This window comes from Luteimonas cucumeris, assembly GCF_007830035.1.
GTDB classification, from domain to species: Bacteria; Pseudomonadota; Gammaproteobacteria; order Xanthomonadales; family Xanthomonadaceae; genus Luteimonas_C; species Luteimonas_C cucumeris.
The window spans coordinates 287697-314091 of sequence record NZ_VLKN01000003.1; the positions used below are offsets into that span (position 1 = coordinate 287697).

The following is a 26395-nucleotide window of genomic DNA, read 5'->3' on the forward strand; positions in this document are numbered from 1 at the left end:
TGGGGTGAGGGTAAGCGGCCATCTCTCAGCTCAGCGCGATCCGTATCGCCGCCGCGGCCGCCAGCGGCGCCAGCACCAGCGCCAGGACCAGGCCCGCGGCCAGCAGCAGCAGCGCGCCGGTCGGATCCAGACCCTGCGCGGCGGCGGCCACGCTGCCAGCCCCGAACACCAGCACCGGCACATACAGTGGCAGTGCCAGCAGGGCGACAAGGATACCGGAGCGGCGCATGCCGACGGTTAATGCCGCCACCACGGCGCCCAGCAGGCTGAGCAGCGGCGTACCCAGTGCCAGTGAGGCCAGCAGCACCGGCAGCCGCGCATGCGGCAGATGCAGCAGTTCGGCCAGCAGCGGCACCGCGACCAGCAGCGGCAGCGCGGTCGTCGCCCAGTGCACCAGCACGCGCACCAGCACCAGCCAGGCCAGCGGCACCGGCGCCAGCAGCCATTGCTCCAGTGAGCCATCCTCGGCATCGCCACGGAACAGCGTGTCCAGGGCCAGCAGCCCGGCCAGCAGGCAGGCCAGCCACAGCACCGGCGCGGCGATCCGGGCCAGCGTCTGGGCCTCGCCGCCCATCGCCAGCGCGAACAGCATCACCACCAGCAATGCGAACAATGCCGGTTGCAGCGCATCGCCGCGGCGGCGCCACAGCAGTTGCAGGTCGCGGACGACGAGGGCGCGGGCGGCCTGGAACAGGGTTGGCGTGCTCATGCGCCGCCGCCCCCCAGCACCAGTTCCCGCGTCCGCACCGGCGGTGCCGCATAGGCGCCGTGCGTGGTCACCAGTGCCGCGCCACCTTCCTGCAGGTGCGCGGAGATCATCCGGTTCACCAGGTGTATGCCTTCCAGATCGAGGTTGGCGTAAGGCTCGTCGAGCAGCCACAGCGGCGCCGGAGACAGCCACAGCCGCGCCAGCGACAGGCGCTTCTTCTGCCCGGCGGACAGTTGCCGTACCGGGGCGTCCTCGAATCCGGCCAGGCCGACGATGCCCAGCGCGTCGGCGATGGTCTGCCGTGGTCGGTGGCCGTGCAGGCCGCACAGGAATTCCAGGTTCTGAAGCACACTCAGGTCAGCCTTCAGCGCCGGCAGGTGGCCGAGATAGGCGATGGCGTGGCCACGTTCGCGCGAATGCGCCGGCTTGCCGTCGATGTCGATCGCGCCGGTCTCGGCGCCCAGCAATCCGGCCAGCACGCGCAGCAGCGTGGTCTTGCCGGCCCCGTTGTCGCCGCGCACCAGCAACGCCTCGCCGGCGTCCACGGCGAAATGCAACGGGCCGAATACCGGCTGCTCGTTGCGCGCGAAACTCAGGCCGCGTGCGGCCAGCAGCGGCGGGGCGTGGGTCGGGGATGCGGTCATCGGTTGTCGCGTGCCGCGTGGCGGCAAGGGGCTCATTCTACCCAGTCGACGAAGGTCAGTTGCCCGAACGGGTCGTCGAGGTGGTCCGGTCGCGCCGACATCATCCGCAGCCGCACGGGCTGCGAGCGCTGCCACACCAGCATGCCGAGCTGGCCGAAGCGCCTTCCCAGCGCGTCCAGGTCTGCCAGCGCCAGGTCCATTACCAGCCAGCTCGGTTCGCGCCAGCTGCGGTCCGGTGCCGACGAGAAGGCCGGCACGAAAGCCCGGCCGCTGGCCAGCAGCGCGTCGTGCAGTTCCTGGTCGGCGTGCCGGTTGACGGCCTCCGCGCGTGGCACAGATTGCGGGTCCCAGGCCGACAGCAGGGCGAAGGTCCGCGCATCGAGGTAGGCCAGTTCCGGGCCGGGCGCAGGCAGGCCTATGCGCAGATCGTGCCAGTCGCCGTCGTGCTGCCAGCGATAGTCCGCCGCCAGATAGGCGCGCAGCAGCAGGGTGATCCGTTCGTTTTCGCGTTCGTGCATGTCGACGGTTTAACCGATCACCTGCGGTCCGTAAACTCCGGTCATCGTCCATCGGGAAAAACCATGCAGCTGCAGACGAAACTGCCGAAGGTCGGCACCACCATCTTCACCGTGATGTCGCAGCTTGCCGCCGAGCACGGCGCGGTCAACCTTGGACAGGGTTTTCCCGATTTCGCGGTGCCGAAGCGGCTGGTCGACGAACTTGCCAGGGCGATGCAGGCCGGCCACAACCAGTATGCGGCGATGACCGGCATTCCCGCGCTGCGCCAGGCCATCGCCACCAAGACGCAGCGCGTCTACGGCCATCGTGCCGACGCCGACAGCGAGATCACGGTGACCAGCGGCGCCACCGAGGCGATCTTCAACGCCATCGCCGCGGTGGTGCGGCCGGGCGAGGAAGTGATCGTGCTCGATCCCTGCTACGACAGCTACGAGCCGGCGATCGACCTGGCCGGCGCGCGCGCCGTGCACGTGCCGCTGGACCCACGGACGTTCGCGCCGGACTGGCAGTGCGTGCGCGACGCGATCACGCCGCGCACGCGGATGCTGATGATCAACAGCCCGCACAACCCGTCCGGGGCGATGCTGTCGGCCGACGACATGCGAACGGTCGCGGACCTGCTGCGCGGCAGCGACATCTTCCTGCTGTCGGACGAGGTCTACGAGCACATCGTGTTCGACGGTGCGCGCCACGAGTCGGCGTTGCGTTACCCGGAACTGCGCGAGCGCGCCTTCGTCGTTTCCAGCTTCGGCAAGACCTACCACTGCACCGGCTGGAAGGTTGGATACTGCATCGCGCCGCCGGTGCTGAGCGCCGAGTTCCGCAAGGTGCACCAGTACAACGTGTTCTGCACCTTCAACCCCGCCCAGCACGCGTTCGCTGCGATGCTCGATGCCGAACCGGAACACTACGAGCAGCTTGGCGCCTTCTACCAGGCCAAGCGCGATCGCTTCCGCGAGCAGCTGCTGGGCACGCAGCTGAAGCCATTGCCGGTACCGGGCGGCTATTTCCAGCTGGTCGATTACTCCGCGGTCAGCGATCTCGACGACCTGGCGTTCTGCCGCTGGCTGACCACCGACAAAGGCGTCGCTGCGATTCCGCTGTCGCCATTCTACGAAACCCCGCCGGCCGGACAGCGGCTGGCGCGGCTGTGCTTCGCCAAGAACGAGGCGACGCTGGATGCGGCGATCGAGCGGCTGCAGAAGCTGTAATTCGTCATTCGTGATTCGTGATTCGTGACTCGAAAGAGCGCGAGCCGCGACGCGACCAATCACTAATCACTAATCACTAATCACTAATCACTAATCACTAATCACTAATCACTAATCACTAATCACCAATCACCAATCACGGCTTCCCAGATGAACAATCTCCGCATCTCCCTCGTCCAAGGCGACACCCGCTGGCACGATCCGGCGGGAAACCGCGAGTACTACGGCGACCTGATCGCGCCGCTGCACGGCATCACCGACGTGGTGCTGCTGCCGGAAACCTTCACCAGCGGTTTCAGCAACGAGGCCATCGAGCAGGCGGAAACCATGGGCGGTCCGACCGTGGACTGGCTCAGGGAACAGGCCCGGCGCCTGGATGCGGCGATCTGCGGTAGCGTGCAATTGCGTGCCGACGAAGGCGTGTTCAATCGCCTGCTGTGGGTCACGCCCGATGGCGGATTGAAGCATTACGACAAGCGCCACCTGTTCCGCTATGCCAGGGAACACGAACGCTATGCCGGTGGGCGCGAGCGGCTGACGGTGGAGTGGAAGGGCTGGCGGATCTGTCCACTGGTCTGCTACGACCTGCGTTTCCCGGTGTTCTCGCGCAACCGTTACGACGTCGAGCGCAAGGACGGGTTGGATTACGACCTGCTGCTGTACGTTGCCAACTGGCCGGCGGCGCGCGCTTATGCGTGGAAGACGCTGCTGCGCGCGCGCGCGATCGAGAACCTGTGCTACGTCGCTGGCCTCAACCGCGTCGGCGATGATGGCAACGGCCTGCATTACGCCGGCGACAGCGCGGTGATCGATTTCCTCGGGAATCCGGTCAGCGAATGTACCGACGAGGAAGTGGTCGTCACCACCACGCTGCTGGCGTCCGAGCTGGCCGCGCATCGCGAGCGCTTCCCGGCGATGCTGGATGGGGATTCTTTCGAACTCACCTGACGCTTGACATTTCCGCGCTGCAACGAGCGTTCAATTCCGGGCAGAGCGATCGCCGCGGCCGTGGAAATACACCTGCTCGGCGGTCCAGCGCAGCGGCGCCGAATCCAGCAGCAGGTTGAACGGCCAGTCCATCTGCAGATGGTCGTAGGCAAAACGCAGCGCGCGCTTGATCCGGAAATGTGGCGCAGCGTCGACCGCTACCGGCTCCGGCCGCGGAGCGCCGTGCCGCACGTGCTTCGCGATCGCTTCGCCCACGGCCCAGCCATGCCGCCAGGCAGAATGGATCCCGCCTGCGGTGACGGGCGACACGATTCCGGCCGCATCGCCTACCAGCATCACGCCGGGCGAGGACAACGGCGACACCGGTCCGCCGCAGGGAATCAGGCCCGCCCGTGTGGCCGTGGCGGTCGTTTCCGGTGACAGGCCGATCGATGCGCGGATGCGTTCCAGGAAACCCTCGATGTCCGGGCCGTGCGTGCCCGCGTTGCGATGCCGCAGCGCCAGTCCGACCTGTACACCTGTCGGGTTCTGCGTGGCCCAGCCGATGTAGCCCGGCGCGTAGCGCCTGCTGATGAAGCAGTGCAGGGCGTCGGGTTCGCGCAATCGTGCGCCGGCGAATTCATGCTCGACGCCGTACAGGAAGTCCTCCACGCGCCCCAGCCGCGCGCGTTGCGCGACACGCGACTTCGCGCCATCGGCGCCGACCAGGTAGCGGGTACTGCCCACACCGGCGACTTGCCAGCCGTTGCCTTCATGTGCCGCGGAAACGAACGATTGCTGCAGGCGCAGGTCGACGCCCTGCGCGCGCATTTCGTCGGCCAGCCAGCGCATCAGGTTGGGCGTGTCGGTGGTCAGGAAGTAGTAATCGGGTGCCCGCAGCGACAGGCTGCGCAGGTTCGGCGCGTACAGACGCACGCTTTCGACGCGCCGGAACAGGTGGGCGGGCATGCGGTTGAGCCAGGTCTGCTCCGCCGCTTCCTTGACGATGATGCCGGTGGTGTGGAGCTTGATGCCCGGATCGCGCTTGCGCTCCATCACGCACACGCGCAGGCCGTACTGCGACGCCGCCAGCGCGCAGGCGGCACCGCCGAAGCTGGCGCCGACCACCACCAGGTCCCAGTCAGGATGTCCGTTTGTTTTCGCCATCGGCTGCCATGAAGTTAGAAGGAATTTCAGCCGCACCTATTGGGCCAACGAATCGCTGGGGTAAGGGGTGAATAGGAGCGCCGAAGCGGCCGTAGTTTCATGCCGCGCCGCGTGCGCACGATGGGCGCAATGTGAAGCCGATGCGAAGCCGGCGCGCATCGACGATGCGCTAACGGTGGGCTCACCTTGCTATTACGCCCGCGCGTGGACCCTAGGCGTGGGTTCATCGTGGAGTCGATGTCATGGGCCAGTTCGCTGAATGCGTCTATACGGACCAGGCGGATATCGCGCTGCTGGAATCGCGCGCCACGCAGCTGCCGGACGAAGCCAAGGTCGCGCTGGTGCTGATCGACGGCAGCAAGGTGGAGGGGGTGGTCTCCGCTCGCCCCACCGTGCAGATATTCCACGACGATGCGGGTGAGGAGGGCATCAATGGGCTGGTGCGCATCGACGATGCGCACGATCCGCAGCGCGCCCATTACCTGTGGCTCGACGAGATCCTGGAAGTCCACCAGACAGGCTCGGCGTAGGCAGCCTCGACGCGGACTGGCGGAAAAGCGATCCGTATTGCCTCGCTGCGGATGATTCCAGGAGGCCGATGCGCCGGAGGAGGACTCATGAAAACAGCCACCCGACATCCGCTGCTTCCTTTCCTGATCGCACTGACCTTGGCGCTGGGACTGTCGTGTTCGCCGCGTGCGCTGGCGGTCCTGGTTGGGTGAATCTTGTCGTCCGAGCGTGTCGAGGGGTCTGCTTGCAGGAACGACGGGTAAAAAAACAGGTCCTTCGCTACGCTCGGGATGACAGAGAGATTTAAGGCACTCGCTTAGTAGGTTCCTGTCGCGGTTCTGTTGATTCCGAAACAAAAAAGGGCGCCGGGGCGCCCTTTTCTTCATGACTGCGATCCTCAGCGATTGCCGCCGTGACCCTGTCCGCCGCTGCGCGGGCCGCGATTGCCGCCACCTGGACGCGGTCCCTTCGGGCCACCGGGCGGACGATTCCCGCCGGGACGGTTGCCGGCCGGACGCGGGCTGCGCGGCCGGTCGCCATAGGGATTGAAGCTGCCGGGGTTGGCATGGTCGGACGGGAAGCTCGGCGCATTGCCGGGATGACCGTACGGACGCGGTGCCCGCTGGCCCTGGCCTTGGCCCTGACCGGGGCCGCGAGGTCCGCGAGGTCCGCGCTGGTCGGCGTTGGGGTTGGCGCCACCTTCGCGGTACGGACGATTGCCGCCACCGGGCCCGCCGCTGCGGGCGCCGCCCGGACGTGGGCCACCACCGGGCCGGCCGCCGGGCTTGTTGCCATAAGGCTTGCCCGGTCCGCGGCGTTGCTGGCCGTCGGCATTGCGATGCCCGGTCGGGCCGGTGTCGACGCCTTCCGGTACGTACCAGGTACGGAACGCGGCCGGATTGCCTTCCGGCAACGGCTTGGGCCCCTTGTGCGCGCGTTGCTTGAACGGCTTGTGCGCCTGCTTGGCGGCCGCTTCGCCGCTCACGGTCAGGCCGCCATGGGGCTTCCTGGCGCCGAAGCGGCCACGGCCGCGGTCCTCGCGGACATGGTCGAAGCGGCGCAGTTCGCGACCCTCGTCGGCGGTGTTGTGGCCACCGACATAACCATGCGCGCGTTCGCCGGAAAGATGCACGGTGGACTTGGCGGCCTTGCGCTGGCCGATCACCGGCTGCAGCGTCAGCGCCGGTGGCGGGCCTTCCTCGAGCTTCAGTTCCTTGCGCAGCATCTCGACCTTGTCGGCCGCCATCTCCTGCGATTGTCCGCGCAGCAGCGGCTGCGGCAACGCGACCGAACCGTAACGGATGCGCTTCAGGCGGCTGACCTGGCAGCCCTGCGATTCCCACAGCCGGCGCACTTCGCGATTGCGGCCTTCCTTCAGCAGCACGCGGAACCAGTCGTGCGAGTCGGTGCCGCCGATACGCTCGATGTCATCGAACTTGGCCGGGCCGTCGTCCAGCGCCACACCGCGGCGCAGTCGGTCGACGATGTTGTCCGGCACGGTCTCCATGCCTTCGGGCGCGCGCACGCGGCAGACGTACTCGCGTTCGACCTCGAACGAGGGATGCATCATCGCGTTGGCCAGCTCGCCGTCGGTGGTGAGCAGCAGCAGGCCGGTGGTGTTGATGTCCAATCGCCCGATCGCGATCCAGCGCGCGCCCTTCAGGGCTGGAAGCGCCTCGAAAATGGTCGGGCGACCTTCGGGATCCTCGCGCGTGGTGACTTCGCCTTCGGGCTTGTTGTACAGCAGTACGCGTGCCGGTTCGGTCAGCGCGCTGGCGACGAAACTGCGGCCGTCGAGTTCGACCTTGTCGCCGCTGCCGATGCTCATGCCGGTTTGCGCGACTTCGCCATTGACCTTGACCAGGCCGTCGGCGATGCGCTGTTCCAGCGCGCGCCGCGAGCCCAGGCCTGCCTGGGCCAGCACCTTGTGCAGGCGCTCTTCCAGGCGCGGGCTGCTGTCGTTGTTCTGTTCGGCGCCGCGCTTCAGTGAAAGCTTGCGGCTACCGGTGTTCTTGTTGCTGGGAGTGTCTTTCTCACTCATTCAAATACTCCGGGTGCTGTCGCCGTCGTCGGCGAGGGCAGGGTCGTTCGATTCGTCTTGCGATTCGGGGTGGGAGGAAAGGTGCGTGGCGACGTCTTCGTCGTCGTGCACGGTGTCTGGATCGTTGCTGTGTTCGGTTTCTTCTTCGTTCTCTGAATCGACGACGGTGGTTTCGTCGTCACTTGCGGGTTCCAGGTCATCGCGGCCGCTGTCAGCAGCGACTTCGTCATCGATGCCGTCCTCGCTATCGGTGCCAGCAGGCGTATCGGCGTTGGCGACGGCGAGATCGCCGATCGGCAGCGCGTCGCGTTCGCCATCCAGCTTGAGCTGGGGTTCCAGGTCGCCGAAATCCTTCAGCTCCGACAGCGGCGGCAGTTCGTCCAGGCGCTTGAGGCCGAAGTAGTCGAGGAAGCCCTTGGTGGTGCCGAGCAGCTCGGGTTTTCCGGGCATGTCGCGGTGGCCGACGACGCGGATCCATTCGCGTTCCTCGAGCGCCTTGATGATGTTGCTGTTGACCGTGACGCCGCGGATCTGCTCGATCTCGCCGCGGGTGATCGGCTGGCGATAGGCGATCAGCGCCAGTGTTTCCAGGGTGGCGCGGGTGTAGCGGGTCTGGCGCTCGGTCCACAGGCGCGCGACCCAGGGATGCACGTCGGCCTGCACCTGGTAGCGGAAGCCGGAGGCGACCTCGACCAGTTCCACGCCGCGTCCGGCGGACTGTTCGCGCAGCGTCTCCAGCGCCTTTTCGACGCTGTCGGCCGGCGCCGGCTGGTCTTCCGGGAACAGCGCATGCAACTGCGCCAGCGTCAGCGGCTGGTTGGCCGCGAGCAGTGCGGCTTCGACGATACGGATGATGAGTTGTTGGTCCATCGATGTTCTTGATAGTGGTTGCTTTCAGGCTGTCGTTCCGCGAAGACGGGAACCCAGCGATTCTGTTTTTGCCGTAGCCGGCGCGAGCCGGTTACATGTTGCCGCTGAAGCTTTCGGTGCCGGAATCAGCAATGAAATCCGGCATGCGTCGGGATGACGGCGCCAGAGGTGTCTGCTCACTCCGCGTCGTTCGCCGCCGGCGCGTCGTCGTCGAATTCGCTCGACAGTTCCAGTCCGGCATGGCCGTCGCCGTCTTCCCCGACCGCCAGCGACTTGAGGTAGATCGGCGCCAGCGGCGCTTCCTGCACGATGTCGATCAATTGCTCCTTCGCCAGTTCCAGCAGCGACAGGAAGGTCACCACCACGCCGAGCTTGCCCTCGCGCGGTTCGAACAACGACTCGAAGCGGTGGAAGGCGCCATCGCCCAGCCGGGTCAGCAGTTCGCCCATGCGCTGGCGCACGCTGAGCGCATCGCGCTTGATGGCGTGGCCGGTGAACAGCTCGGCGCGCTTGAGCACGTCGTGCAGGGCCAGCAGCATCTCGCGCAGGTCGACCGGTGGCGGCAGGCGCACCGCGGCGCGATCGGGCACGAAGGCCCGTGCCGTCGTGGTGTCGCGGTCGAGCCGGGGCAGGGCGTCGATGTCCTCGGCGGCCTGCTTGAAGCGCTCGTACTCCTGCAGGCGCCGCACCAGGTCGGCGCGCGGGTCGTCCTCCAGGCCTTCTTCGGCCGGCGGTCGCGGCAGCAGCATCCGCGACTTGATCTCGGCCAGGATCGCGGCCATCACCAGGTATTCGGCCGCCAGTTCGAAGCGCAGCTCGTGCATCGCCTGGATGTAGTCGACGTACTGGCGGGTGATCTCCGCCACCGGGATGTCGAGGATGTCCAGGTTCTGGCGGCGGATCAGGTACAGCAACAGGTCCAGCGGGCCTTCGAATGCCTCGAGGATGACTTCCAGCGCATCCGGCGGGATGTACAGGTCCTGCGGGATCTGCAGCACCGGCTGACCGAGCACCATCGCCAACGGCATTTCCTGCTGCTGCGGGTGGACGGGCGCGTGGTTGGAGTGAGTCGCGTCTGGCGCGGTTTCTGCAGTCATCTGTAAGCGGCCCCCTCTGGGCCACTGAACATGCGGTTGGCGCGCGGCAACCGCGGCCGTTGGATCGTTACCACGGATCCCTGCAAACCCGGTCGCAGGGGCGGTACGCCGCCCGAACGCCACAAGCGGCCACGCCACGGAATGCGGTGGCGACGGACATCGAGGAGACGGTCGGGCGTGGCCGGCGGGGGCAGCGATTCGAGCGTCGGTATGCCTGGAAGGCCTATTCGCGACGGGCCGCTGCGTCCGGCCTCAAGCTATGGACCCAAGGGTACGGGCTGCGATGGACCGTGTCCAGCCTGCCAGCGTCGCCTGGCAGGAGGGCTTCAGCCTGCAGTGCCGGATCATCGGCGGAAGGTCGTGCATCGGGGCCCGATACAATCGTCCGGATTTTCTTCGGCAGGGAGCAGGGCATGTGGTACGCAATCGAAGGCCACGACGGCCCTGACGTGCTGGCGCAGCGGCTGCAGGCCAGGCCGCAGCACCTCTCGCGTCTGACGGCGTTGCGCGATGAGGGGCGGCTGTTGCTGGCCGGGCCGTGCCCGGCGATCGACGCCGAAGATCCGGGGCCTGCCGGTTTCAGCGGCAGCATCGTGATCGCCGAGTTCCCTTCGCTGGCCGCGGCGCGGGAATGGGCCGATGCCGACCCGTATGTCGCTGCAGGCGTCTATCACCGCGTCGACGTGCGGCCGTTCAAGCCGGTGCTGCCGTGAGCTCGGAACCGCTGCCGCGCGAACAGCGCGTCGAGGCGATCCGCACCGCGCTTGAGGTGGCCCTGGCCCCGCTGCAACTGGACATCCGCGACGACAGCGCCCGTCATGCGCACCATGCTGGCGCCCGCGACGGGCGTGGGCACTTCCATGTCGAGATCGTCAGCGAGGTCTTTGCCGGCCTGTCGTCGCTGGCGCGGCATCGCGCGGTCTATGCGGCGCTCGGCGAATTGATGACGACCGACATCCATGCCTTGTCGATGCGCGCGCAGACTCCAGAAGAGGCTGCTCTATAGAAGGGCGTCTTTACTTCCTGCACGGGAAGCGGTCGATGAGTTACGGTGAGCCCCGTTCCGCGCCGTTTCCGACGGGCCAGCATGCTGCGACTGCAGCATGACTGTTGCTTTACACACTGCGCTGAAAACGTTTACATTCCGGCCACACCCGATCCGTCGGTAGAGGCGAGCCACGCGTGAACGTGACGATCAAGGACGTGGCGCGTGCGGCGAATGTCTCGGTCGCCACGGTGTCGCGCGCGCTCAATGGCCACCACAACGTGGCCGAAGCCGTTCGCCTGCGCGTGATCCGCGTCGCCAGTGAACTGCGCTACAGCCCCCACGCCGCCGCGCGCAGCCTCAGCAGCCGCCGCACCCATACCATCGGCGTGATCCTGCCGGACCTGTACGGCGAGTTCTTTTCCGAACTGATGCGCGGCGTCGACCAGGTCGCGCGCGAGCGCGGCTTCCACCTGCTGGTGTCCAGTTACCACGGCAATCCGGAGGAGCAGGGCGCCGCGTTGCGCGCGATGCGCGGCCGCGTCGATGGCCTGCTGCTGATGTCGCCCTACATCGGCGACAGCGGCCACCTGACCGACAACCTGTCGCCGACCCAGCCGACCGTGCTGATGAACACCCATCTGCCCGATGCCGGCCTGGCCTCGCTCAGCGTCGACAGCTATGGCGGCGCGGTGGCGATGATGCGGCACCTGGTCGAGTGCGGACGCCAGCGCATCGCCTTCATCGCCGGACCGGAGGACAACTTCGATGCGCGCGAGCGGCAACGCGGCTATGTGGACGCACTCGGGGAATTGCTGCCGTCCTCGACGCCGTGGGTGCTGCCTGGCGACTTCAACGAGGCCTCTGGCCACGCCGCCGGACGCCAGCTGGCCGCCGCCGAAGAACAACCCGATGCGGTGTTCGCCGCCAACGACATGATGGCGCTCGGTTGCCTGTCCTCCTTCAAGCAGGCCGGTATCCAGGTGCCACAACAGATCGCATTGGCCGGCTTCGATGACATTCCCTTGTCGCGTTACGTGCAACCGTCGCTGACCACGGTGCGCGTCAACATCGCCGAGCTGGGCGGACAGGCGATGAGCACCTTGTCCGACGCCATCGCGGCCGACGGCGCAGCACCCATTCCGATCTCGCTGCAACCCGAGTTGATCGTGCGTGAGTCCACCGCTGGCCGCCCCCGCGGACCGGCTGAGAACTCCTGATGGATCGCCGCACATTTTTTTGGCCCCCGCTGTAATCGATTACAAACTATGCATCGCCCTGGGAGGGGAGACGTCATGACAAGACCAGAACAGAAGACGATCCGCTTGAACCGCAAATTGCTGAGTGGTGCGCTGGCCAGTTGCCTGGCCGTGGCGGCAGGTGGTGCTTGGGCGCAATCCACCGGCGCCATGCTGCGCGGACAGGTGTCTGTGGAGTCGGCACCGGCCGCCGGCGCCACCATCAGGGCCATCAATGTTTCCACCGGATACAGTCGCACGGTCGTGGCCGGCACCACCGGCAAGTACACCTTGGCTGGACTGCCCCCCGGCACTTACCGGGTGGAAATGACCGCCAACGAAGGACTGACCACGACCAAGACCGTCGTCCTGCAGGTGGGCCAGACCGCCACGCTCGACCTCGGCATCGGCGGGTTGCCTGAAACCGCCACCGGCGACGCCACCACGCTGGGCACGGTGACGGTGGTCGCCGCGCCACTGGTTGAAACCAAGACCTCGGAGGTTGCCACTTACGTTTCCACCAAGCAGATCGAATCGCTGCCACAGGCTTCGCGCAACTTCCTGTCCTTTGCCGACACCGTGCCAGGCATGATCTTCAGCACCGGCACCGAAGGTTCGACCAGCCTGCGCAGCGGCGCCCAGAATTCCAATGGCATCAACGTCTACATCGACGGCGTCGGGCAGAAGAACTATGTGCTCAAGGGTGGCATCAGTGGCCAGGACGCCACCCGTGGCAACCCGTTCCCGCAGCTGGCGATCGGCGAGTACAAGGTCATCACGTCGAACTACAAGGCAGAGTACGACCAGATCAGCAGTGCGGCGGTGACCGCGGTTACCCGCTCCGGCACCAACGATTTCGACGGCTCGGTATTCAGCAGCTTCAACGTCACCGACATGCGCGCCCGTACTCCGGCCGAGATCCGTCTCGACGACAAGGTGCGCTCCAAGGAATTCGAGTACGGCGCTTCGTTCAGCGGCCCGATCATCCGCGACGCGCTGCATTTCTTCATGGCCTACGAGGCCAAGGACTACCGGTCGCCGCGCACGGTCAGCCCGGGCGAGAACGTGCCGCCCTCGGCGCTGCCGCCCGAGCTGCGCGCGCTGCTGGGGCCGGCCAACGCACCGTTCAATTCGGACCTTTTCTTCGGCAAGCTGTCATGGCAGGCCGGCGACGACCACCTGGTCGAGTTGACCACGAAGTACCGCGACGAAACCGAGTTGACCAATATCGGCGACCGCAGCACCGCCCTGTTCGGCACCGACAAGTCGAACGACGAGCTTCGCGTCGACCTGCGCTGGCAATTCAGTGGCGTGGACTGGCTCAACGACGCGCACCTTACCTACGAGGACGCCAGCTTCAATCCGGAACCGATCACGGTCGGGGTGCCGGGCATTCGTCTCGTCACTGGGGTGGAGAACGGAAATGATGGGCGCGCTGTGCTTAACGCCGGAGGCGGTTCGGACTTCCAGGACAAAGGCCAGAAAGGTTGGTCGCTGCAGGATGACCTGACCTTCACCGGCGTGGATGGCCACGTCATGAAGATGGGCGTGAAGTACAAGGACGTCGAGCTGAACCAATTCCAGCAGCAGCCATTCAATCCCCAGTACGGATTCGATCTCGAAGAGAGCCTGCTGACGCCGAATGTCTTCCCCTACCGAGTCCAGTTCAGCGCCGTGTTGCCCGGCGTGCGCGACAGGCCCGACCGCAACATCCAGTCGACCAACAAGCAGTTCGGCATCTATTTCCAGGACGACTGGGAAGTCAATGACAAGCTGACCTTGAACCTCGGCTTGCGCTGGGACTACGAGAAGACACCGGCCTACCTCGACTACCGCACGCCCAACGACCTCGTCACCGCATTGCGCGGCTGGAGCAACATCCAGAATACCGATTACAACATCGAGGACTACATCAGCAACGGCAGCAACCGCAAGGCATTCAAGGATGCCTGGCAACCGCGCCTGGGCTTCTCCTACGACCTGTTCGCCGACGAAAATCACGTGATCTTCGGTGGTGCCGGCCGCTCCTACGACCGCAACCTGTTCGACTACATCGCGCTCGAGCAGACCCGGACGCTGTTCCCGACCTATCGCTACCGCTTCAATACGCCGGGAAACCCCTGCACGGTCGACAACGCTACCTGTTTCGATTTCGATCCGCGGTTCTTCGATCCCAACTTCCTGATCGACTTGGCCGCCGACAATCCGAGGCAGGGCGCCGAGGTCTGGATGATCAACAACGACCTCAAGACGCCGTATTCGGACCAGTTCAGCCTCGGCATGCGCAACGCGCTGGGTGACTGGAACACCTCCGTAACCCTGGTGCACGTGCAGAGCAAGGACGGCATCATCCGTTCGCTCGGTAATCGTCGCCCGGATGGCAGTTTCCATGAGCCAGGCCGAAGCTTCGGCGCTGGGCCTGGAGACGGATCGCAATTCGGGGTTCCCGGCTTCGGCACCCTGATCCTGACCGACAACGGCATCGAGACCCGTCTCAACTCGTTGCTGCTGTCCCTGGATAAGCCCTATACACCTACTTCCGGCTGGGGCACGACCGTGGCCTATACATTCAGCGACGCCAAGGAGAATCGCTCGAACGCGGCCCAGAACGATGAGAGTTTCATCTTTGACTTCCCGAACCTGGACGGGCAACGGATGCTCCGCTCGGTCGGCGTTCCTCGGCACCGGCTGGTCGCCACCGGCATCTACGATGCGCCTTGGGGCATCACGCTCTCCGGCAAGCTGACCTTGACCAGCGCGATCACCAAGGACGCGATCAACTGCTTCTGGCGCAACCTCGACATCGGCCAGGACTGCTTCTTCGATCCGGCCACGCGGCCCGGCACCTGGGGTCAGCGCCAGTTCGACGTCGCCGCCGAGAAGATCTGGGATACCGGCACCGACATCAAGTTCCGCCTGCGCATGGACGTGCTGAACCTGTTCAACAACACCAACTATCTCAACTTCAACACCTTCCGCGGCGAAGACGGTGTCGCGAACCCGCTGTTTGGGACGCGAGCTGACACCGACGATGCAATCCTGCTGCCGACCCGTATGGTGAAGGTCACCATGGGCGCAAGCTGGTAAGCGCATGACCGCCGCCCGGCGACGGGCGGTCGGTTTGATCCATTCGATTCGAGGCTTTTCCAAAACATGAGACTACGCGGTGGCGGCCTGTGGCTGCTGTTCTCCATTACCTTGGCATTGGGCATGCTTTCTGGCTGCGGGCGGCAGGAGCCGGAACAGAAACCCGATGTCGCCGCGCCCAAGCCGGGTCCGATCGCGCAGACGCCGCCACCGCCGCCGGCAAAGCCGGCACCACCGGAGTTGCCTCCCCTGTTCCGCGACATCGAGCGGCGCACGTTCCAGTTTTTCTGGGATACGACCAATGAGGTGAACGGACTGACGCCGGACCGGTTTCCGTCGCGCCCGTTTGCCAGCATCGCTTCGGTGGGCTTCGCGCTGACCGCGTATCCGATCGGCATCGAGAACGGCTGGGTCAGCCGCAGGCAGGCGGTGGATCGCACCCTGACCACGCTGAAGTTCTTCCGCGATGCGCCGCAGGGGCCGCAGCGCACGGGACGTACCGGCCACCACGGCTTCTACTACCACTTCCTCGACATGCAGACCGGGCATCGCTACGAGCCCTGGGTGGAACTATCGAGCATCGACACCGCGCTGCTGATGGGCGGCGTGCTGTTCGCGCAGAGCTATTACGACCGTGACGATCCGCGCGAGAAGGAAATCCGCGATCTTGCCGAGCTGCTGTACAAGCGCGTCGACTGGACCTGGCTGCAGCAGCGCAAGCCGCTGATCTCGATGGGCTGGTATCCGGAGAGCGGCTTCATCCAGCACGACTGGGCCGGCTACAACGAGGCGATGCTGCTGTACATCCTGGCGCTGGCTTCGCCGACGCATCCGGTCGGCACCGATGCCTGGGAAGTATGGACGCGCACGTACGACCTGAGCTGGGGCGTGTTCCAGGGCCAGGAATACCTGAGCTTCGCGCCGCATTTCGGCCACCAGTACAGCCATGTCTGGATCGATTTCCGCGGCATCCGCGACCAGTACATGCGCAACCGCGGCATCGATTATTTCGAGAACAGCCGGCGCGCGACCTACGCGCAGCGTTCGTACGCGATCGAGAACCCGATGAAGTGGAAGGAGTACGGCGAGAACGTCTGGGGCCTGACCGCGAGTGACGGGCCGCAGCGCACCATGCAGTACTTCAATGGCGAGCAACGCGAGTTCCGCCACTACAGTGCGCGCGGCGCCGGCCTGCGCGACGACTTCGACGACGGCACCGTCGCGCCGACGGCGGCGATCGGCTCGCTGCCGTTCGCGCCGGAGATCGTGATCCCGGCCACGCTGGAAGTGCACAAGCGCTATGGCGAGTTCCTGTACTCCAGCTACGGCTTCCTCGATGCCTTCAACCCAAGTTTCGATTTCGATATCCCGCTGAAGACCGGCCGGCTGGTGGAAGGGCGCGGCTGGGTGGCGAGCGACTACATCGGCATCGACCAGGGGCCGATCCTGACCATGATCGCCAACTACCGCAACGAGTTCGTCTGGAACGTGATGAAGCGCAATCCGCACATCCGCAAGGGACTTGAGCGCGCCGGGTTCAGCGGCGGCTGGCTGACGCCGGAAGGCCAAACGCCGCAAGCCACGCCACCCGATCCCGAGGCTGCGGCTGCGCGTGCGATCGGCGTCGCTGAATCGCGGGCCGCCAGCACCGCGGCGCAGAAGTCGGCACCCGCGCGTCCCGCTCCGCCGAAGTAGACTGGTCGCATGCTTGTCCGCCAGCTGCGATTTCCTCGGGCTTCGCCTGCCTGCGCCGCCTTTGGTTGTGCTTTCCGCGAACGCGGAAGCGCGGCTTGAAGCTGATCGAGCGAATGAAAGTCTCCCTGCCGAAGCTGATGCTCGTACTCGTCGCGCTGTTGTGCGCGGGCTGCGTTGGTGAAACCGGCGTCACCACGATCCGCTTCTGGGCAATGGGCCGCGAAGCCGAAGTGGCGCGCGAGCTGGTGAAGGATTTCCATCGCGAGAATCCCGGTATCCGCGTCGATGTGCAGCAGATTCCGATGACGGCCGCGCACGAGAAACTGCTGACTGCATTCGCCGCCGACGGCCTGCCGGACATCTGCCAGCTCGGCAACACCTGGATTCCGGAATTCGCCGCGCTGGATACGCTGGAACCGCTGCAGTCGCGCGTCGATGCTTCGCCAGTGGTCGAGGAGGATGACTATTTCCCGGGCATCTGGGATACCAATCTCATCGACGGCCGCCTGCTCGGCGTGCCGTGGTACGTCGATACGCGCCTGAATTTCTACCGGAGTGACCTGCTGGCCAAGGCCGGCTTCGACAAGCCGCCGGCGTCGTGGCCGGAATGGGAACGGGCGATGGCTGCGGTCAAGCGCGAGGTCGGGCCGCAACGCTACGCAATCATGCTGCCGCTCAACGAGTACGAGCAACTGTTGTCGCTGGCCCTGCAGCAGGACGATCCGCTGCTGCGCGACAACGACACGCGAGGCAATTTCGAGAGCCCCGGGTTCCGGCGCGCACTGGCGTTCTACGTCAGCATGTTCGAGCAGGGCTGGGCACCGCAGATGTCGGAGACGCAGATCTCGAACGTCTGGGACGAGTTCTTCAACGGCTTCTTCACCTTCTACGTGTCGGGTCCCTGGAACATCCGCGAGTTCCGCAAGCGCGAGCCGGCAGGGCTGGAGAATGCGTGGATGACGGCGCCGTTGCCGGGGCCGGATGGCCCGGGCGCGGGCATCGCTGGCGGCGCCAGCCTGGTGCTGTTCCGCTCGTCGAAGCACAAGGAAGAATCCTGGAAGCTGGTCGAGTTCATGTCGCGCCCCGACATCCAGCAACGCTTTCATGCCGCGATGGGCAATTTGCCGCCGCGGCGCAGTACCTGGCAGCATCCGGCGCTGGTGCAGGATGCCTATGCACGCGCCTTCCGCGACCAGCTGGAACGCGTCAAGCCGACGCCCAAGGTGCTGGAATGGGAACGCATCGCGCAGGAGATGCGCCTGGCCAGTGAGCGCGTGGTGCGTGGTGGAGTTTCGCAGGACCAGGCGCTGCGCGAACTCAACCGGCGCGTCGACGAGATCCTCGCGAAGCGGCGCTGGATGCTGGCACGCGACCAGCGCGAGGCGTCGCGATGAGGTTTCGGCCCCACCTCGCCGGCTGGATATTCGCGGGCCCTGCGCTGATCGTGCTCGGCGTGTTCTTCGGCCTGCCGGTGCTGGCGGCGCTGCTGCTGAGCCTGACCGATTTCGACCTGTATGCGCTGGCCGACATCGGCAACCTGCGCTTCGTCGGTTTCGGCAACTACCTCGACCTGCTGCAGACGCCGATGTTCTGGAAGTCGCTGGCCAACACGAGTTACTTCGTCGTGGTCGGCGTGCCGCTGTCGATCGCGGTATCGCTGTCGACCGCGATGCTGCTCAACGCGCCAGTGGCGCGCGCCAAGGCGTTGTTCCGCACGGCGCTGTTCGCGCCGGTGGTGACGACACTGGTCGCGGTGGCGGTGGTCTGGCGTTACCTGTTCCATACCAGTTACGGTCTGGTGAACTGGGTGCTGGGGCATTTCGGCATCGCGCCGATCGACTGGCTGGGTGACCCGACGTGGGCGATGCCGACCATCATCCTGCTCGCGGTATGGAAGAACTTCGGCTACAACATGGTGATCTTCATCGCCGGCCTGCAGGCGATCCCGCAGGACCTGTACGAGGCGGCGCGCATCGACGGCGCATCGAGGTGGCGGCAGTTCCTGCACATCACCCTGCCGATGCTCGGGCCGGTGCTGCTGGTGGTCGGCGTGATCACGATCTCCGGCTATTTCCAGCTGTTCGCCGAGCCTTACGTGATGACCCGGGGCGATCCGCTGCAGAGCACGGTCAGCGTGCTGTACTTCATGTTCGAGGAAGGCTTCCGCTGGTGGAACCTGGGCCGCGCTTCGGCAGTAGCGTTCCTGCTGTTCCTGATCATCCTGGCGGTGACCACGCTGCTGCTGCGCCTGGGGCGCAGGAAGGAACTGGTATGAGCCGCCAGGTAGGCGAATCGCGCTTTACCGCATTCGCGGTCAATGCCGCGCTGGTGCTGGTGGCGCTGGTCAGCCTGGCGCCGCTGGCGTGGATGGTGTCGGCGTCGTTCATGCCGCGTGGCGAGGCCGGCCATTTCCCGCCACCGCTGCTGCCTTCGGTGGCCACGCTCGCTAACTATCACGAACTGTTCGAGCGCACCACGATGGCGCGCAGCTTCGTCAACAGCCTGATCGTCTCGATCGCCATCACCGGCCTGTCGCTGCTGGTCAACACGATGGCCGGCTACGCCTTCGCCAAGCTGCGCTTTGCCGGGCGTGACCGGGTTTTCCAATTGCTGTTGGCGGCGCTGGTGATCCCGGCGCAGGTGGCGATGCTGCCGCTGTTCCTGATGATGAAGCAGCTGCACCTGGTCAACAGCTTCGGCGGCGTGGTCGTGCCGGCGCTGGCGACGGTGTTCGGCATCTTCCTGGTACGCCAGTACGCGCGCTCGATCCCGGACGAGCTGCTGGAGGCGGCGCGCATCGATGGCGCCAGCGAACTGCGCATCTTTTTCCAGATCGTACTGCCGATGCTCAAGCCGGTGCTGGTGACGCTGTCGATCTTTACCTTCATGGCGGCGTGGAACGACTTCATGTGGCCGCTGATCGTGCTGACCGACCAGGAGCACTACACGCTGCCGGTGGCGCTGGCCTCGCTGTCGCGCGAGTACGTGCAGGACGTGGAGATGATGATGGCCGGCGCGGTACTGACCGTGCTGCCGGTGCTGGCGGTGTTCCTGCTGCTGCAGCGTTACTACATCCAGGGTTTGCTGCTAGGGAGCGTAAAGGGTTGAATCGGTCTTTGGCTTGCCTGCTTTCAAGGCACAGCGCCGGCGGTATAGCCGCCATGTTGATGTTGATGGCATCGCCGGTTGTCGACGCGCAGGTTGCGCCGCGCGTGCTCGACGATTTCGAGGACGCGGGCGCCTGGAAAGTCGTCACCTCCAACCAGGTCACCGGCAAGCTTCGCCAGGTAGAAGGCGTTTCCGGCAAGGCGCTGTGCCTGGACTACGACTTCAACGGCGTGTCCGGTCATGCCGGCTTCCAGCGCGAACTGCCGCTCGACTATCCGGACAACTACCAGTTCACTTTCCAGCTGCGCGGCGAATCGCCGAAGAACGACCTGCAGTTCAAAGTAATCGACGCCAGTGGCGACAACGTCTGGTGGGTCAATCGACCCGCCTACGAGTATCCGAACCAATGGACGCCGGTGCGTTACAAGAAGCGGCACATCGGCAAGGCCTGGGGGCCGGACCCGGACAAGACGCTGCGGCGCAGCGCCAAGCTCGAATTCGTCGTCTACAACAACGAGGGCGGCCGCGGCTCGGTCTGCTTCGACGAGTTGTCATTCACGCCGTTGCCGCCGGAGGACCATTCACCACTGAAAGCTACCGCGACTGCGTCGGTCGCCAACGGCGCGTCGAACGCGGCGATGGCAGTGGATGGCGATCCGTCCACCGCGTGGCATGCGGATTTCGCCGCGGCTCCAGGCGCGCATCTGACGCTGGACCTGGGCAAGCCGCGCGAATTCGGTGGCCTGGTGTTGCGATGGCATCCGCGCGAGTACGCCACCGACTACCTGCTGCAGTTGTCCGACGACGGCGAACATTGGCGCCAGGCGCGCATGGTGATCGGCGGCAATGGTGGCATCGACCACCTGGCACTACCCGAATCGGAGACGCGCTATCTCCGACTGCGGCTTGGAGACGGGCCGCACGATACCTTCGGCCTGTCGGAGGCGCAGCTGAAATCGCTGGATTTCGCGGCGACGCCGAACGATTTCATCCGTTCCGTAGCCAAGGATGCGCCGCGAGGCTGGTTCCCGCGCGGCTTCGTCGGCGAGCAGCCGTATTGGACCATCGTTGGTGTCGATGGTGGCACCGAGCAGGGTCTGATCGGCGAGGATGGCGCGATCGAGGTCGGCCGCGGCGGCTTCAGCATCGAGCCGTTCGTGATCGCCGACGACGTGCTGGTGACCTGGGCCGATGTCGAAACCACGCAATCCTTGCAGGACGGTTATCTGCCGATTCCCACGGTCAGCTGGAAACACGAACTGTTCGGGTTGCAGACAACCGCGTTCGTCCATGGCGATCCGGAAGAATCGCAACTGGTGGCGCGCTACCGCCTGGTCAACATGGGCACGACGGCGCGCGATTACACCCTGGCTCTGGCCGTGCGGCCGTTCCAGGTGAATCCGCCGACCCAGTTCCTCAGCACGGTCGGAGGCGTCAGCCGCATCGAGCAGCTGGCCTTCGACGATGGCGTCGTCTCGGTCGCCGGACAGCCGCGCGTGTTCGCCAGCCAGTCGCCCGACGCCAGCTTCGCCAGCGCGTTTGACGCAGGCATGGCGGTATCGCACCTCGCCGAAGGCGTCGTGCCTGAGACGAAGCGCGTCGACGATGCCACCGGCCTGGCTTCGGGCGCGATGCTGTACCGCATGCGGCTGGAACCCGGCGAATGGCGGCAGGTCGACCTGCTGGTTCCGATGACCGGCAGCGCTGCAGGCATCGCCCATGTGGCCAATGCCGATGCGCTGCAGCAAACGGTGGCGGCGCAGTGGCGCGACAAGCTGGACCAGGTGCGCATCGATGTGCCGAAGCAGGGCCAGTCGCTGGTCGATACCGTGCGTACCGCGACCGCGCACATGCTGATCTCGCGCATCGGCCCGAGCCTGCAGCCGGGCACGCGCTCGTATTCGCGCAGCTGGATCCGCGATGGCGCGATGATCTCCGAAGGCCTGCTGCGCATGGGCCGCGAGGATGCGGTGCGCGAGTACGTCGCGTGGTACGCGCCGTTCCAGTTCAAGGACGGGATGGTGCCGTGCTGCGTCGACCGTCGCGGCAGCGATCCGGTGCCGGAGAACGACAGTCACGGCGAACTGATCTTCAACATCGCCGAGCTGTACCGCTACGACGGCGATCGTGCTTTCCTCGCGAAGATGTGGCCGCACGTGCTTGGCGCCTTCGAATACATGGAAAAGCTGCGCCTGAGCGAGCGCACCGAGGCCAATCGCGCGAAGAATCCGGCGTTCTACGGGATGATGCCGGTGTCGATCAGCCACGAAGGCTATTCGGCCAAGCCGGTGCATTCGTACTGGGACAACTTCTGGGCGCTGCGCGGCTATAAGGACGCGGTGGCCGTCGCGCAGTGGCTGGGAAAGGACGACGAGGCGAAGCGCTTCGCCGCCGCCCGCGACCAGTTCCGCGCGGACCTGGACGCATCGCTGCATGCCGCGGCGCGCCGGCATGGCATCGACTACCTGCCGGGTGCGGCCGAACTTGGCGATTTCGACGCCACTTCGACCACCATCGCGCTGGCGCCGGGCGGTGAGCAGGGCAGGCTGCCGCGCGAGTTGCTGGTCAACACGTTCGAGCGTTACTGGCGTGAGTTCGAACAACGTCGCGACGGTCGCAAGCAATGGGACGCCTACACGCCCTACGAATGGCGCAACGTCGGTGCCTTCGTGCGGCTGGGCTGGCGCGAACGTGCGCAGAAAGCCGTGGATTTCTTTTTCGCCGATCGCGAGCCTGCGGCCTGGAACCAGTGGGCGGAGGTCGTCGCGCGCGAGCGGCGCAAGCCGTTCTTCGTCGGCGACCTGCCGCATGCATGGGTGGCATCGGACTTCGTGCGTTCGGCGCTGGACATGTTCGCCTACGTGCGCGAGATCGACGACAGCATCGTGCTGGCGGCGGGCGTGCCGGTCGACTGGCTGGACGGCGAGGGCATTGCCATCCGCGGCCTGCGCACGGCGCATGGGCTGCTCGGCTATTCGCTGCGCCGCGAGAATGGCGTGCTGAAACTCGACATCGCCGAAGGCCTTGAACTGCCGGACGGCGGGCTGGTGTTGCCATGGCCGTATCCGGGCAAGCCAGGCGCGGCGACGATCAACGGACAACCGGCGCAATGGCAGGATGGCGAATTGCGGATCCGCGCGTTGCCGGCGAAAGTGGAGATCAGATAGGCGTCGCCGGGCGTATTGCCCATCGGATGCAACTGAGGAACAGGACGTGGATCGCAGCGCCGTACCCCTGTGGTCATTGCCGCTTGCCGTGGCCGCGCTGCTGTTCGTCGCGGCGCACCTGGCCTGGGCCTTGTCGGTGCAGGCCGGCTACATACCGTATTGCCTGCCGTACTGGGACGGTTGCACTTCGATCAGCCGGGCCGCGCGGCAAGGTGCAGGCAACCACCTGTTCCGCTTGCTGATACTGCCGTGTGCCTTGCTGCAGGGACTGCACTGGTGGTTGACGCGGCGCTGGCTGAGGTTGGCGCCACGGGACGACGGCGGCGGACGTAGCCTGCTGCCGCTCGGCGTGATTGCGGCGTCGGCATTGGCGGTATACGCCACTTTTCTTGGCACCGATGGCGACGTCTATCGCGTGCTGCGTCGCTACGGCGTGGTGATCTATTTCGGCAGCAGCTATCTGGCGCAGCTGGTGTTCCTGCGCCAGTTGCGCCGGCGCAGTCTGGCGCCGAACGGGTTGAGCGTCATCCTGCTGGCGATCTGCGTGTTGATGCTGGCGTTGGGCTTGGCGAACACGGTGGCAAAGGCGGTGCTTGGCAGCACCGACCTTCAGGACCGCCTGGAGAACGCGCTGGAATGGCAGCTGGGCCTGCTGCAGGCGGCATGGTTCGTGGCGCAGGCGTGGTTGTGGAAGCGCAACGGTTATGCGCTGGCGTTGCGGATGAATTCGTAGCGTCAGTCCGACTCTTGTCTCCTTGTCATGAATGACTTCAAGGCGATCTGGCGGGCTCCACGAGAACGCCACGCGCAAACACATTCCGACACGGATCAGGCGCCGCGTGCCCGCACGATCGCAGCGGCCTGCGCTGCCGAATCCCGGACCTTGGCGTAGTCGCCGGCTTCCAGCCACGCCTTCGCCACCATCCACGAGCCGCCGATGCAGACGACATTGGGCTGCGCCAGATAGTCAGCCGCGTTGTCCTCGGTGATGCCGCCGGTGGGGCAGAGTTTCAGGTCCGCCAACGGGCCGGCCAGGCCCTTGAGCATGGCGAGGCCGCCGACCGCGGTGGCCGGGAACAGCTTGCACACGCGGAAGCCGCGGGCCATCAGCGACAGCAGTTCGGTCGGCGTGGCCGCGCCGGGAACGACGGGAATCGGCGCCTGCGCCAGCGCATCGGCCAGCGCCGGCGGTGTGCCGGGCGTGACCAGGAAGTCGGCGCCGGCATCGATCGATTGCCGGATCTGATCCGTGCCCAGCACCGTGCCGGCGCCGATCACGATGTCGGGCAGTGCTTTCTTCAGCGCTGCCAGCGCGTCCAGCGCCACCGGCGTGCGCAGGGTCAGTTCGATCGCGGTCAGACCGCCGGCGAGCAGTGCGTCGGCGAGCCTGTGCGCCTGGTCGAGGCTGTCGACGGTTACCACCGGCAGGATGCCGGCCCGGCGTAGCATTCGTTCGGCGCGGTTCTGGAGTTCGATCACGTGTAGCTCCGTATGAGGTTCAGTAGTCGCGTTCGGTATGCGGTGCGAGCGCTGCATCGCGGCCGCCACCCAGTTCGTATTCGGCGTCGTAATCCCAGGCGTGGCCCTCCGGCGAGGGCGGGCCGCAGGAAATCGACAGCGCGCCCTGGTCGGCGTGGCCGACCACTTCGCGATTGACCGCGAACAGGTTGCGACCGACGTCGTGCGCAGACGGCGTGGTGTTGGGCGCGATCGCGCGCGCGGCCCATTCTTCGGCGCCGACCAGCACTTCGAGCGTGCCGTTCTCGCCGTCCAGGCGGATCAAGTCGCCTTCGCGCACCTTGCCGATCGGGCCGCCACGCGCGGCCTCGGGCGTGACGTGGATGGCGGCGGGAATCTTGCCCGACGCGCCGGACAGGCGGCCATCGGTGACCAGCGCCACGCGGCGGCCCTGGTTCTGCAGCATGCCCAGCAGCGGCGTCAGCGAATGCATTTCCGGCATGCCGTTGGCGCGCGGGCCGTTGTAGCGCACGACCGCGACGAAATCGCGCGGCAGCACGCCCGCTGCATGCAGCTTGTTCAGCACCTGCGGCGCGTCGACCACCACCGCCGGCGCTTCGATGACGCGGTATTCCGGCTTGACGGCCGACACTTTCATCAGCGAACGGCCGAGGTTGCCGCGCAGCAGGCGCAGGCCACCGTGCGCTTCGAACGGCGCCGACACCGGGCGCACGACCTGTTCGTCGCCGCTGTCGCGCGCACCATCCAGGTAGGCGAGGCGGCCGTCGACCAGGCGCGGCTCCTTCGTGTACTCGGCCATGCCGCCGGCAACGAGGGTGGGCAGGTCGTACATGAGCCCGGCATCGAGCAGTTCGCGGAACACATACTGCTGCCCGCCGGCGGCTGCGAAGCGGTTCACGTCGGCTTCGCCGTTCGGATAGACCCGCGCCAGCAGCGGGATCGCATGCGCCAGCGCATCGATGTCGTCCCAGGTCAGCATGATGCCGGCCGCGCGCGCCACCGCGACCCAGTGGATGGTGTGGTTGGTCGAGCCGCCGGTGGCCATCAGCGCGACCACCGCGTTGACGATGGCGCGTTCGTCGATGAGATGTCCGAGCGGGCGATAGTCGTCGCCGAGCGCGGTGATCGCCAGCGCACGTTGCACGGCTTCGCGCGTCAACGCATCGCGCAGTGGCGTGCCGGGATTGATGAAGGCGCTGCCCGGCATCTGCACGCCCATCGCTTCCAGCAGCACCTGGTTGGAATTGGCGGTGCCGTAGAAGGTGCAGGTGCCCGACGCGTGGTACGAGCCGGCTTCGGCTTCCAGCAGTTCGTCGCGGGTTGCTTCGCCTGCCGCATAGCGTTCGCGGATCTCGGCCTTGAGCTTGTTGGGAATGCCGGGCGTCATCGGGCCGCCGGGCACGAACACCGCCGGCAGGTGTCCGAACGCGAGCGCGCCGATCAGCAGGCCCGGCACGATCTTGTCGCAGATGCCCAACAGCAGCGCGGCATCGAACACGTCATGGCTCAGGCCGATCGCGGTCGCCTGTGCGATCACGTCGCGCGAGAACAGCGACAGATCCATGCCGGCGCGACCCTGGGTGACGCCGTCGCACATCGCCGGAACGCCGCCGGCGACCTGCGCGGTCGCACCGGCTTCGCGCGCGATGTCGCGGATCAGTTTCGGATAGTCCTGGTAAGGCTCGTGTGCCGACAGCACGTCGTTGTACGCGGTGATGATGCCCAGGTTGGGCACCACGTCGGCGCGCAGGCGCGCCTTGTCGACCGCGCCGCTCGCGGCCATCGCATGGGCGAGGTTGCCGCAGGTCGCATGGCCGCGCATCGGTCCGGCAACGCGCATCGCCTCGATGCCGGCCAGGTACGCGGCGCGCGATCCGCGGCTGCGCTGGCGGATGCGTTCGGTGACTTCGTGCAGAACAGGGTGCAAGGTCATGGGTAGGG

General features: G+C 66.1%; 21 protein-coding genes and 1 pseudogene. 13 read left to right on the forward strand and 9 right to left on the reverse strand.

Annotation, left to right across the window (positions count from 1 at the left end; all coding sequences use genetic code 11):
- Positions 1 to 25: 25 nt before the first annotated feature.
- Genes ccmB through IP90_RS07460 form a run of 3 tightly spaced genes read right to left on the reverse strand, consistent with a single transcriptional unit; the run spans position 26 to position 1871 of the window.
- A complete protein-coding gene (gene ccmB / locus IP90_RS07450; protein ID WP_144898981.1) occupies positions 26 to 709 on the reverse strand; it encodes a heme exporter protein CcmB in 684 nt (227 codons plus the stop codon).
- Positions 706 to 1353 (reverse strand): heme ABC exporter ATP-binding protein CcmA, encoded by a 648-nt coding sequence (gene ccmA, locus IP90_RS07455; RefSeq protein WP_144898982.1) that lies wholly within the window; start codon positions 1351 to 1353, stop codon positions 706 to 708. The genes ccmB and ccmA overlap by 4 nt, the downstream gene beginning before the upstream one ends.
- Before the next feature lie 32 nt (positions 1354 to 1385).
- Positions 1386 to 1871 (reverse strand): DUF3293 domain-containing protein, encoded by a 486-nt coding sequence (locus IP90_RS07460; protein ID WP_144898983.1) that lies wholly within the window; start codon positions 1869 to 1871, stop codon positions 1386 to 1388.
- 63 nt (positions 1872 to 1934) lie between these two features.
- On the opposite strand from IP90_RS07460, the gene IP90_RS07465 reads away from it, so the two are divergent.
- Both IP90_RS07465 and IP90_RS07470 read left to right on the forward strand, forming a co-directional pair.
- Positions 1935 to 3083, forward strand: coding sequence for a pyridoxal phosphate-dependent aminotransferase (locus IP90_RS07465; RefSeq protein WP_144898984.1), 1149 nt, complete (start codon positions 1935 to 1937; stop codon positions 3081 to 3083).
- Positions 3084 to 3233: 150 nt separating this feature from the next.
- Positions 3234 to 4031: an amidohydrolase gene (locus tag IP90_RS07470; protein ID WP_144898985.1), complete on the forward strand. Its 798-nt coding sequence runs from the start codon at positions 3234 to 3236 to the stop codon at positions 4029 to 4031.
- A 30-nt stretch (positions 4032 to 4061) separates the two neighbouring features.
- On the opposite strand, the gene IP90_RS07475 is transcribed toward IP90_RS07470, so the two are convergent.
- Complete coding sequence (locus tag IP90_RS07475; RefSeq protein ID WP_144898986.1) at positions 4062 to 5177, reverse strand: NAD(P)/FAD-dependent oxidoreductase; 1116 nt, start codon at positions 5175 to 5177, stop codon at positions 4062 to 4064.
- Positions 5178 to 5419: 242 nt separating this feature from the next.
- Here IP90_RS07475 and IP90_RS07480 point away from each other — a divergent pair, with 242 nt between their 5' ends.
- A complete protein-coding gene (locus IP90_RS07480; RefSeq protein WP_144898987.1) occupies positions 5420 to 5707 on the forward strand; it encodes a DUF3247 family protein in 288 nt (95 codons plus the stop codon).
- Between the two features lie 377 nt (positions 5708 to 6084).
- On the opposite strand, the gene IP90_RS07485 is transcribed toward IP90_RS07480, so the two are convergent.
- The 3 genes and pseudogenes from IP90_RS07485 to IP90_RS07495 all read right to left on the reverse strand — a co-directional run bounded on the left by IP90_RS07485 (position 6085) and on the right by IP90_RS07495 (position 9695).
- Complete coding sequence (locus tag IP90_RS07485; protein ID WP_144898988.1) at positions 6085 to 7728, reverse strand: pseudouridine synthase; 1644 nt, start codon at positions 7726 to 7728, stop codon at positions 6085 to 6087.
- A 90-nt stretch (positions 7729 to 7818) separates the two neighbouring features.
- Positions 7819 to 8598, reverse strand: a pseudogene (gene scpB / locus IP90_RS16835) (SMC-Scp complex subunit ScpB); the annotation flags it as partial.
- Between the two features lie 176 nt (positions 8599 to 8774).
- Positions 8775 to 9695, reverse strand: coding sequence for a segregation and condensation protein A (locus tag IP90_RS07495; RefSeq protein WP_144898990.1), 921 nt, complete (start codon positions 9693 to 9695; stop codon positions 8775 to 8777).
- 413 nt (positions 9696 to 10108) lie between these two features.
- Here IP90_RS07495 and IP90_RS07500 point away from each other — a divergent pair, with 413 nt between their 5' ends.
- The 10 genes from IP90_RS07500 (at position 10109) to IP90_RS07545 (ending at position 23708) form a co-directional block, all read left to right on the forward strand.
- Positions 10109 to 10408 (forward strand): YciI family protein, encoded by a 300-nt coding sequence (locus IP90_RS07500; protein WP_144898991.1) that lies wholly within the window; start codon positions 10109 to 10111, stop codon positions 10406 to 10408.
- Positions 10405 to 10701: a BolA family protein gene (locus IP90_RS07505; protein ID WP_242007518.1), complete on the forward strand. Its 297-nt coding sequence runs from the start codon at positions 10405 to 10407 to the stop codon at positions 10699 to 10701. Before IP90_RS07500 ends, IP90_RS07505 begins: the two co-directional genes overlap by 4 nt.
- Before the next feature lie 176 nt (positions 10702 to 10877).
- Entirely contained in the window at positions 10878 to 11900 is a 1023-nt protein-coding gene (locus IP90_RS07510) for a LacI family DNA-binding transcriptional regulator (protein WP_144898993.1), read from the forward strand.
- Positions 11901 to 11975: 75 nt separating this feature from the next.
- A complete protein-coding gene (locus IP90_RS07515) occupies positions 11976 to 15005 on the forward strand; it encodes a TonB-dependent receptor (protein WP_144898994.1) in 3030 nt (1009 codons plus the stop codon).
- A gap of 66 nt (positions 15006 to 15071) precedes the next feature.
- Complete coding sequence (locus IP90_RS07520) at positions 15072 to 16700, forward strand: glucoamylase family protein (RefSeq protein ID WP_199753425.1); 1629 nt, start codon at positions 15072 to 15074, stop codon at positions 16698 to 16700.
- A 137-nt stretch (positions 16701 to 16837) separates the two neighbouring features.
- Entirely contained in the window at positions 16838 to 18094 is a 1257-nt protein-coding gene (locus IP90_RS07525) for a sugar ABC transporter substrate-binding protein (protein ID WP_144899247.1), read from the forward strand.
- On the forward strand, positions 18091 to 18975 hold the full coding sequence (locus IP90_RS07530; RefSeq protein WP_144898995.1) for a carbohydrate ABC transporter permease: 885 nt from the start codon (positions 18091 to 18093) through the stop codon (positions 18973 to 18975). The genes IP90_RS07525 and IP90_RS07530 overlap by 4 nt, the downstream gene beginning before the upstream one ends.
- Entirely contained in the window at positions 18972 to 19808 is an 837-nt protein-coding gene (locus IP90_RS07535; protein WP_144898996.1) for a carbohydrate ABC transporter permease, read from the forward strand. Before IP90_RS07530 ends, IP90_RS07535 begins: the two co-directional genes overlap by 4 nt.
- A gap of 59 nt (positions 19809 to 19867) precedes the next feature.
- Positions 19868 to 22975: a discoidin domain-containing protein gene (locus IP90_RS07540; protein ID WP_144899248.1), complete on the forward strand. Its 3108-nt coding sequence runs from the start codon at positions 19868 to 19870 to the stop codon at positions 22973 to 22975.
- Positions 22976 to 23021: 46 nt separating this feature from the next.
- On the forward strand, positions 23022 to 23708 hold the full coding sequence (locus tag IP90_RS07545) for a hypothetical protein (RefSeq protein WP_144898997.1): 687 nt from the start codon (positions 23022 to 23024) through the stop codon (positions 23706 to 23708).
- Between the two features lie 95 nt (positions 23709 to 23803).
- Here IP90_RS07545 and IP90_RS07550 read toward each other — a convergent pair whose 3' ends face one another.
- Complete coding sequence (locus tag IP90_RS07550) at positions 23804 to 24454, reverse strand: bifunctional 4-hydroxy-2-oxoglutarate aldolase/2-dehydro-3-deoxy-phosphogluconate aldolase (protein WP_425477080.1); 651 nt, start codon at positions 24452 to 24454, stop codon at positions 23804 to 23806.
- Between the two features lie 19 nt (positions 24455 to 24473).
- Positions 24474 to 26387 carry a phosphogluconate dehydratase gene (gene edd, locus IP90_RS07555; RefSeq protein WP_144898999.1) on the reverse strand — a complete coding sequence of 638 codons (1914 nt, stop codon included), beginning with the start codon at positions 26385 to 26387 and terminating at the stop codon, positions 24474 to 24476.
- Positions 26388 to 26395 lie beyond the last annotated feature (8 nt).

Bases quoted from the DNA above. Each gene is read 5' to 3' on its own strand.
- IP90_RS07465 (WP_144898984.1), top strand. From the start codon at position 1,935: ATGCAGCTGCAGACGAAACTGCCGAAGGTCGGCACCACCATCTTCACC.
- IP90_RS07535 (WP_144898996.1), top strand. From the start codon at position 18,972: ATGAGCCGCCAGGTAGGCGAATCGCGCTTTACCGCATTCGCGGTCAAT.
- IP90_RS07515 (WP_144898994.1), top strand. From the start codon at position 11,976: ATGACAAGACCAGAACAGAAGACGATCCGCTTGAACCGCAAATTGCTG.
- edd (WP_144898999.1), bottom strand. From the start codon at position 26,387: ATGACCTTGCACCCTGTTCTGCACGAAGTCACCGAACGCATCCGCCAG.
- IP90_RS07530 (WP_144898995.1), top strand. From the start codon at position 18,091: ATGAGGTTTCGGCCCCACCTCGCCGGCTGGATATTCGCGGGCCCTGCG.
- IP90_RS07525 (WP_144899247.1), top strand. From the start codon at position 16,838: ATGCTCGTACTCGTCGCGCTGTTGTGCGCGGGCTGCGTTGGTGAAACC.
- IP90_RS07540 (WP_144899248.1), top strand. From the start codon at position 19,868: ATGTTGATGGCATCGCCGGTTGTCGACGCGCAGGTTGCGCCGCGCGTG.
- ccmB (WP_144898981.1), bottom strand. From the start codon at position 709: ATGAGCACGCCAACCCTGTTCCAGGCCGCCCGCGCCCTCGTCGTCCGC.
- IP90_RS07520 (WP_199753425.1), top strand. From the start codon at position 15,072: ATGAGACTACGCGGTGGCGGCCTGTGGCTGCTGTTCTCCATTACCTTG.
- IP90_RS07460 (WP_144898983.1), bottom strand. From the start codon at position 1,871: ATGCACGAACGCGAAAACGAACGGATCACCCTGCTGCTGCGCGCCTAT.
- IP90_RS07480 (WP_144898987.1), top strand. From the start codon at position 5,420: ATGGGCCAGTTCGCTGAATGCGTCTATACGGACCAGGCGGATATCGCG.
- IP90_RS07500 (WP_144898991.1), top strand. From the start codon at position 10,109: ATGTGGTACGCAATCGAAGGCCACGACGGCCCTGACGTGCTGGCGCAG.
- IP90_RS07485 (WP_144898988.1), bottom strand. From the start codon at position 7,728: ATGAGTGAGAAAGACACTCCCAGCAACAAGAACACCGGTAGCCGCAAG.
- IP90_RS07495 (WP_144898990.1), bottom strand. From the start codon at position 9,695: ATGACTGCAGAAACCGCGCCAGACGCGACTCACTCCAACCACGCGCCC.
- ccmA (WP_144898982.1), bottom strand. From the start codon at position 1,353: ATGACCGCATCCCCGACCCACGCCCCGCCGCTGCTGGCCGCACGCGGC.
- IP90_RS07470 (WP_144898985.1), top strand. From the start codon at position 3,234: ATGAACAATCTCCGCATCTCCCTCGTCCAAGGCGACACCCGCTGGCAC.
- IP90_RS07475 (WP_144898986.1), bottom strand. From the start codon at position 5,177: ATGGCGAAAACAAACGGACATCCTGACTGGGACCTGGTGGTGGTCGGC.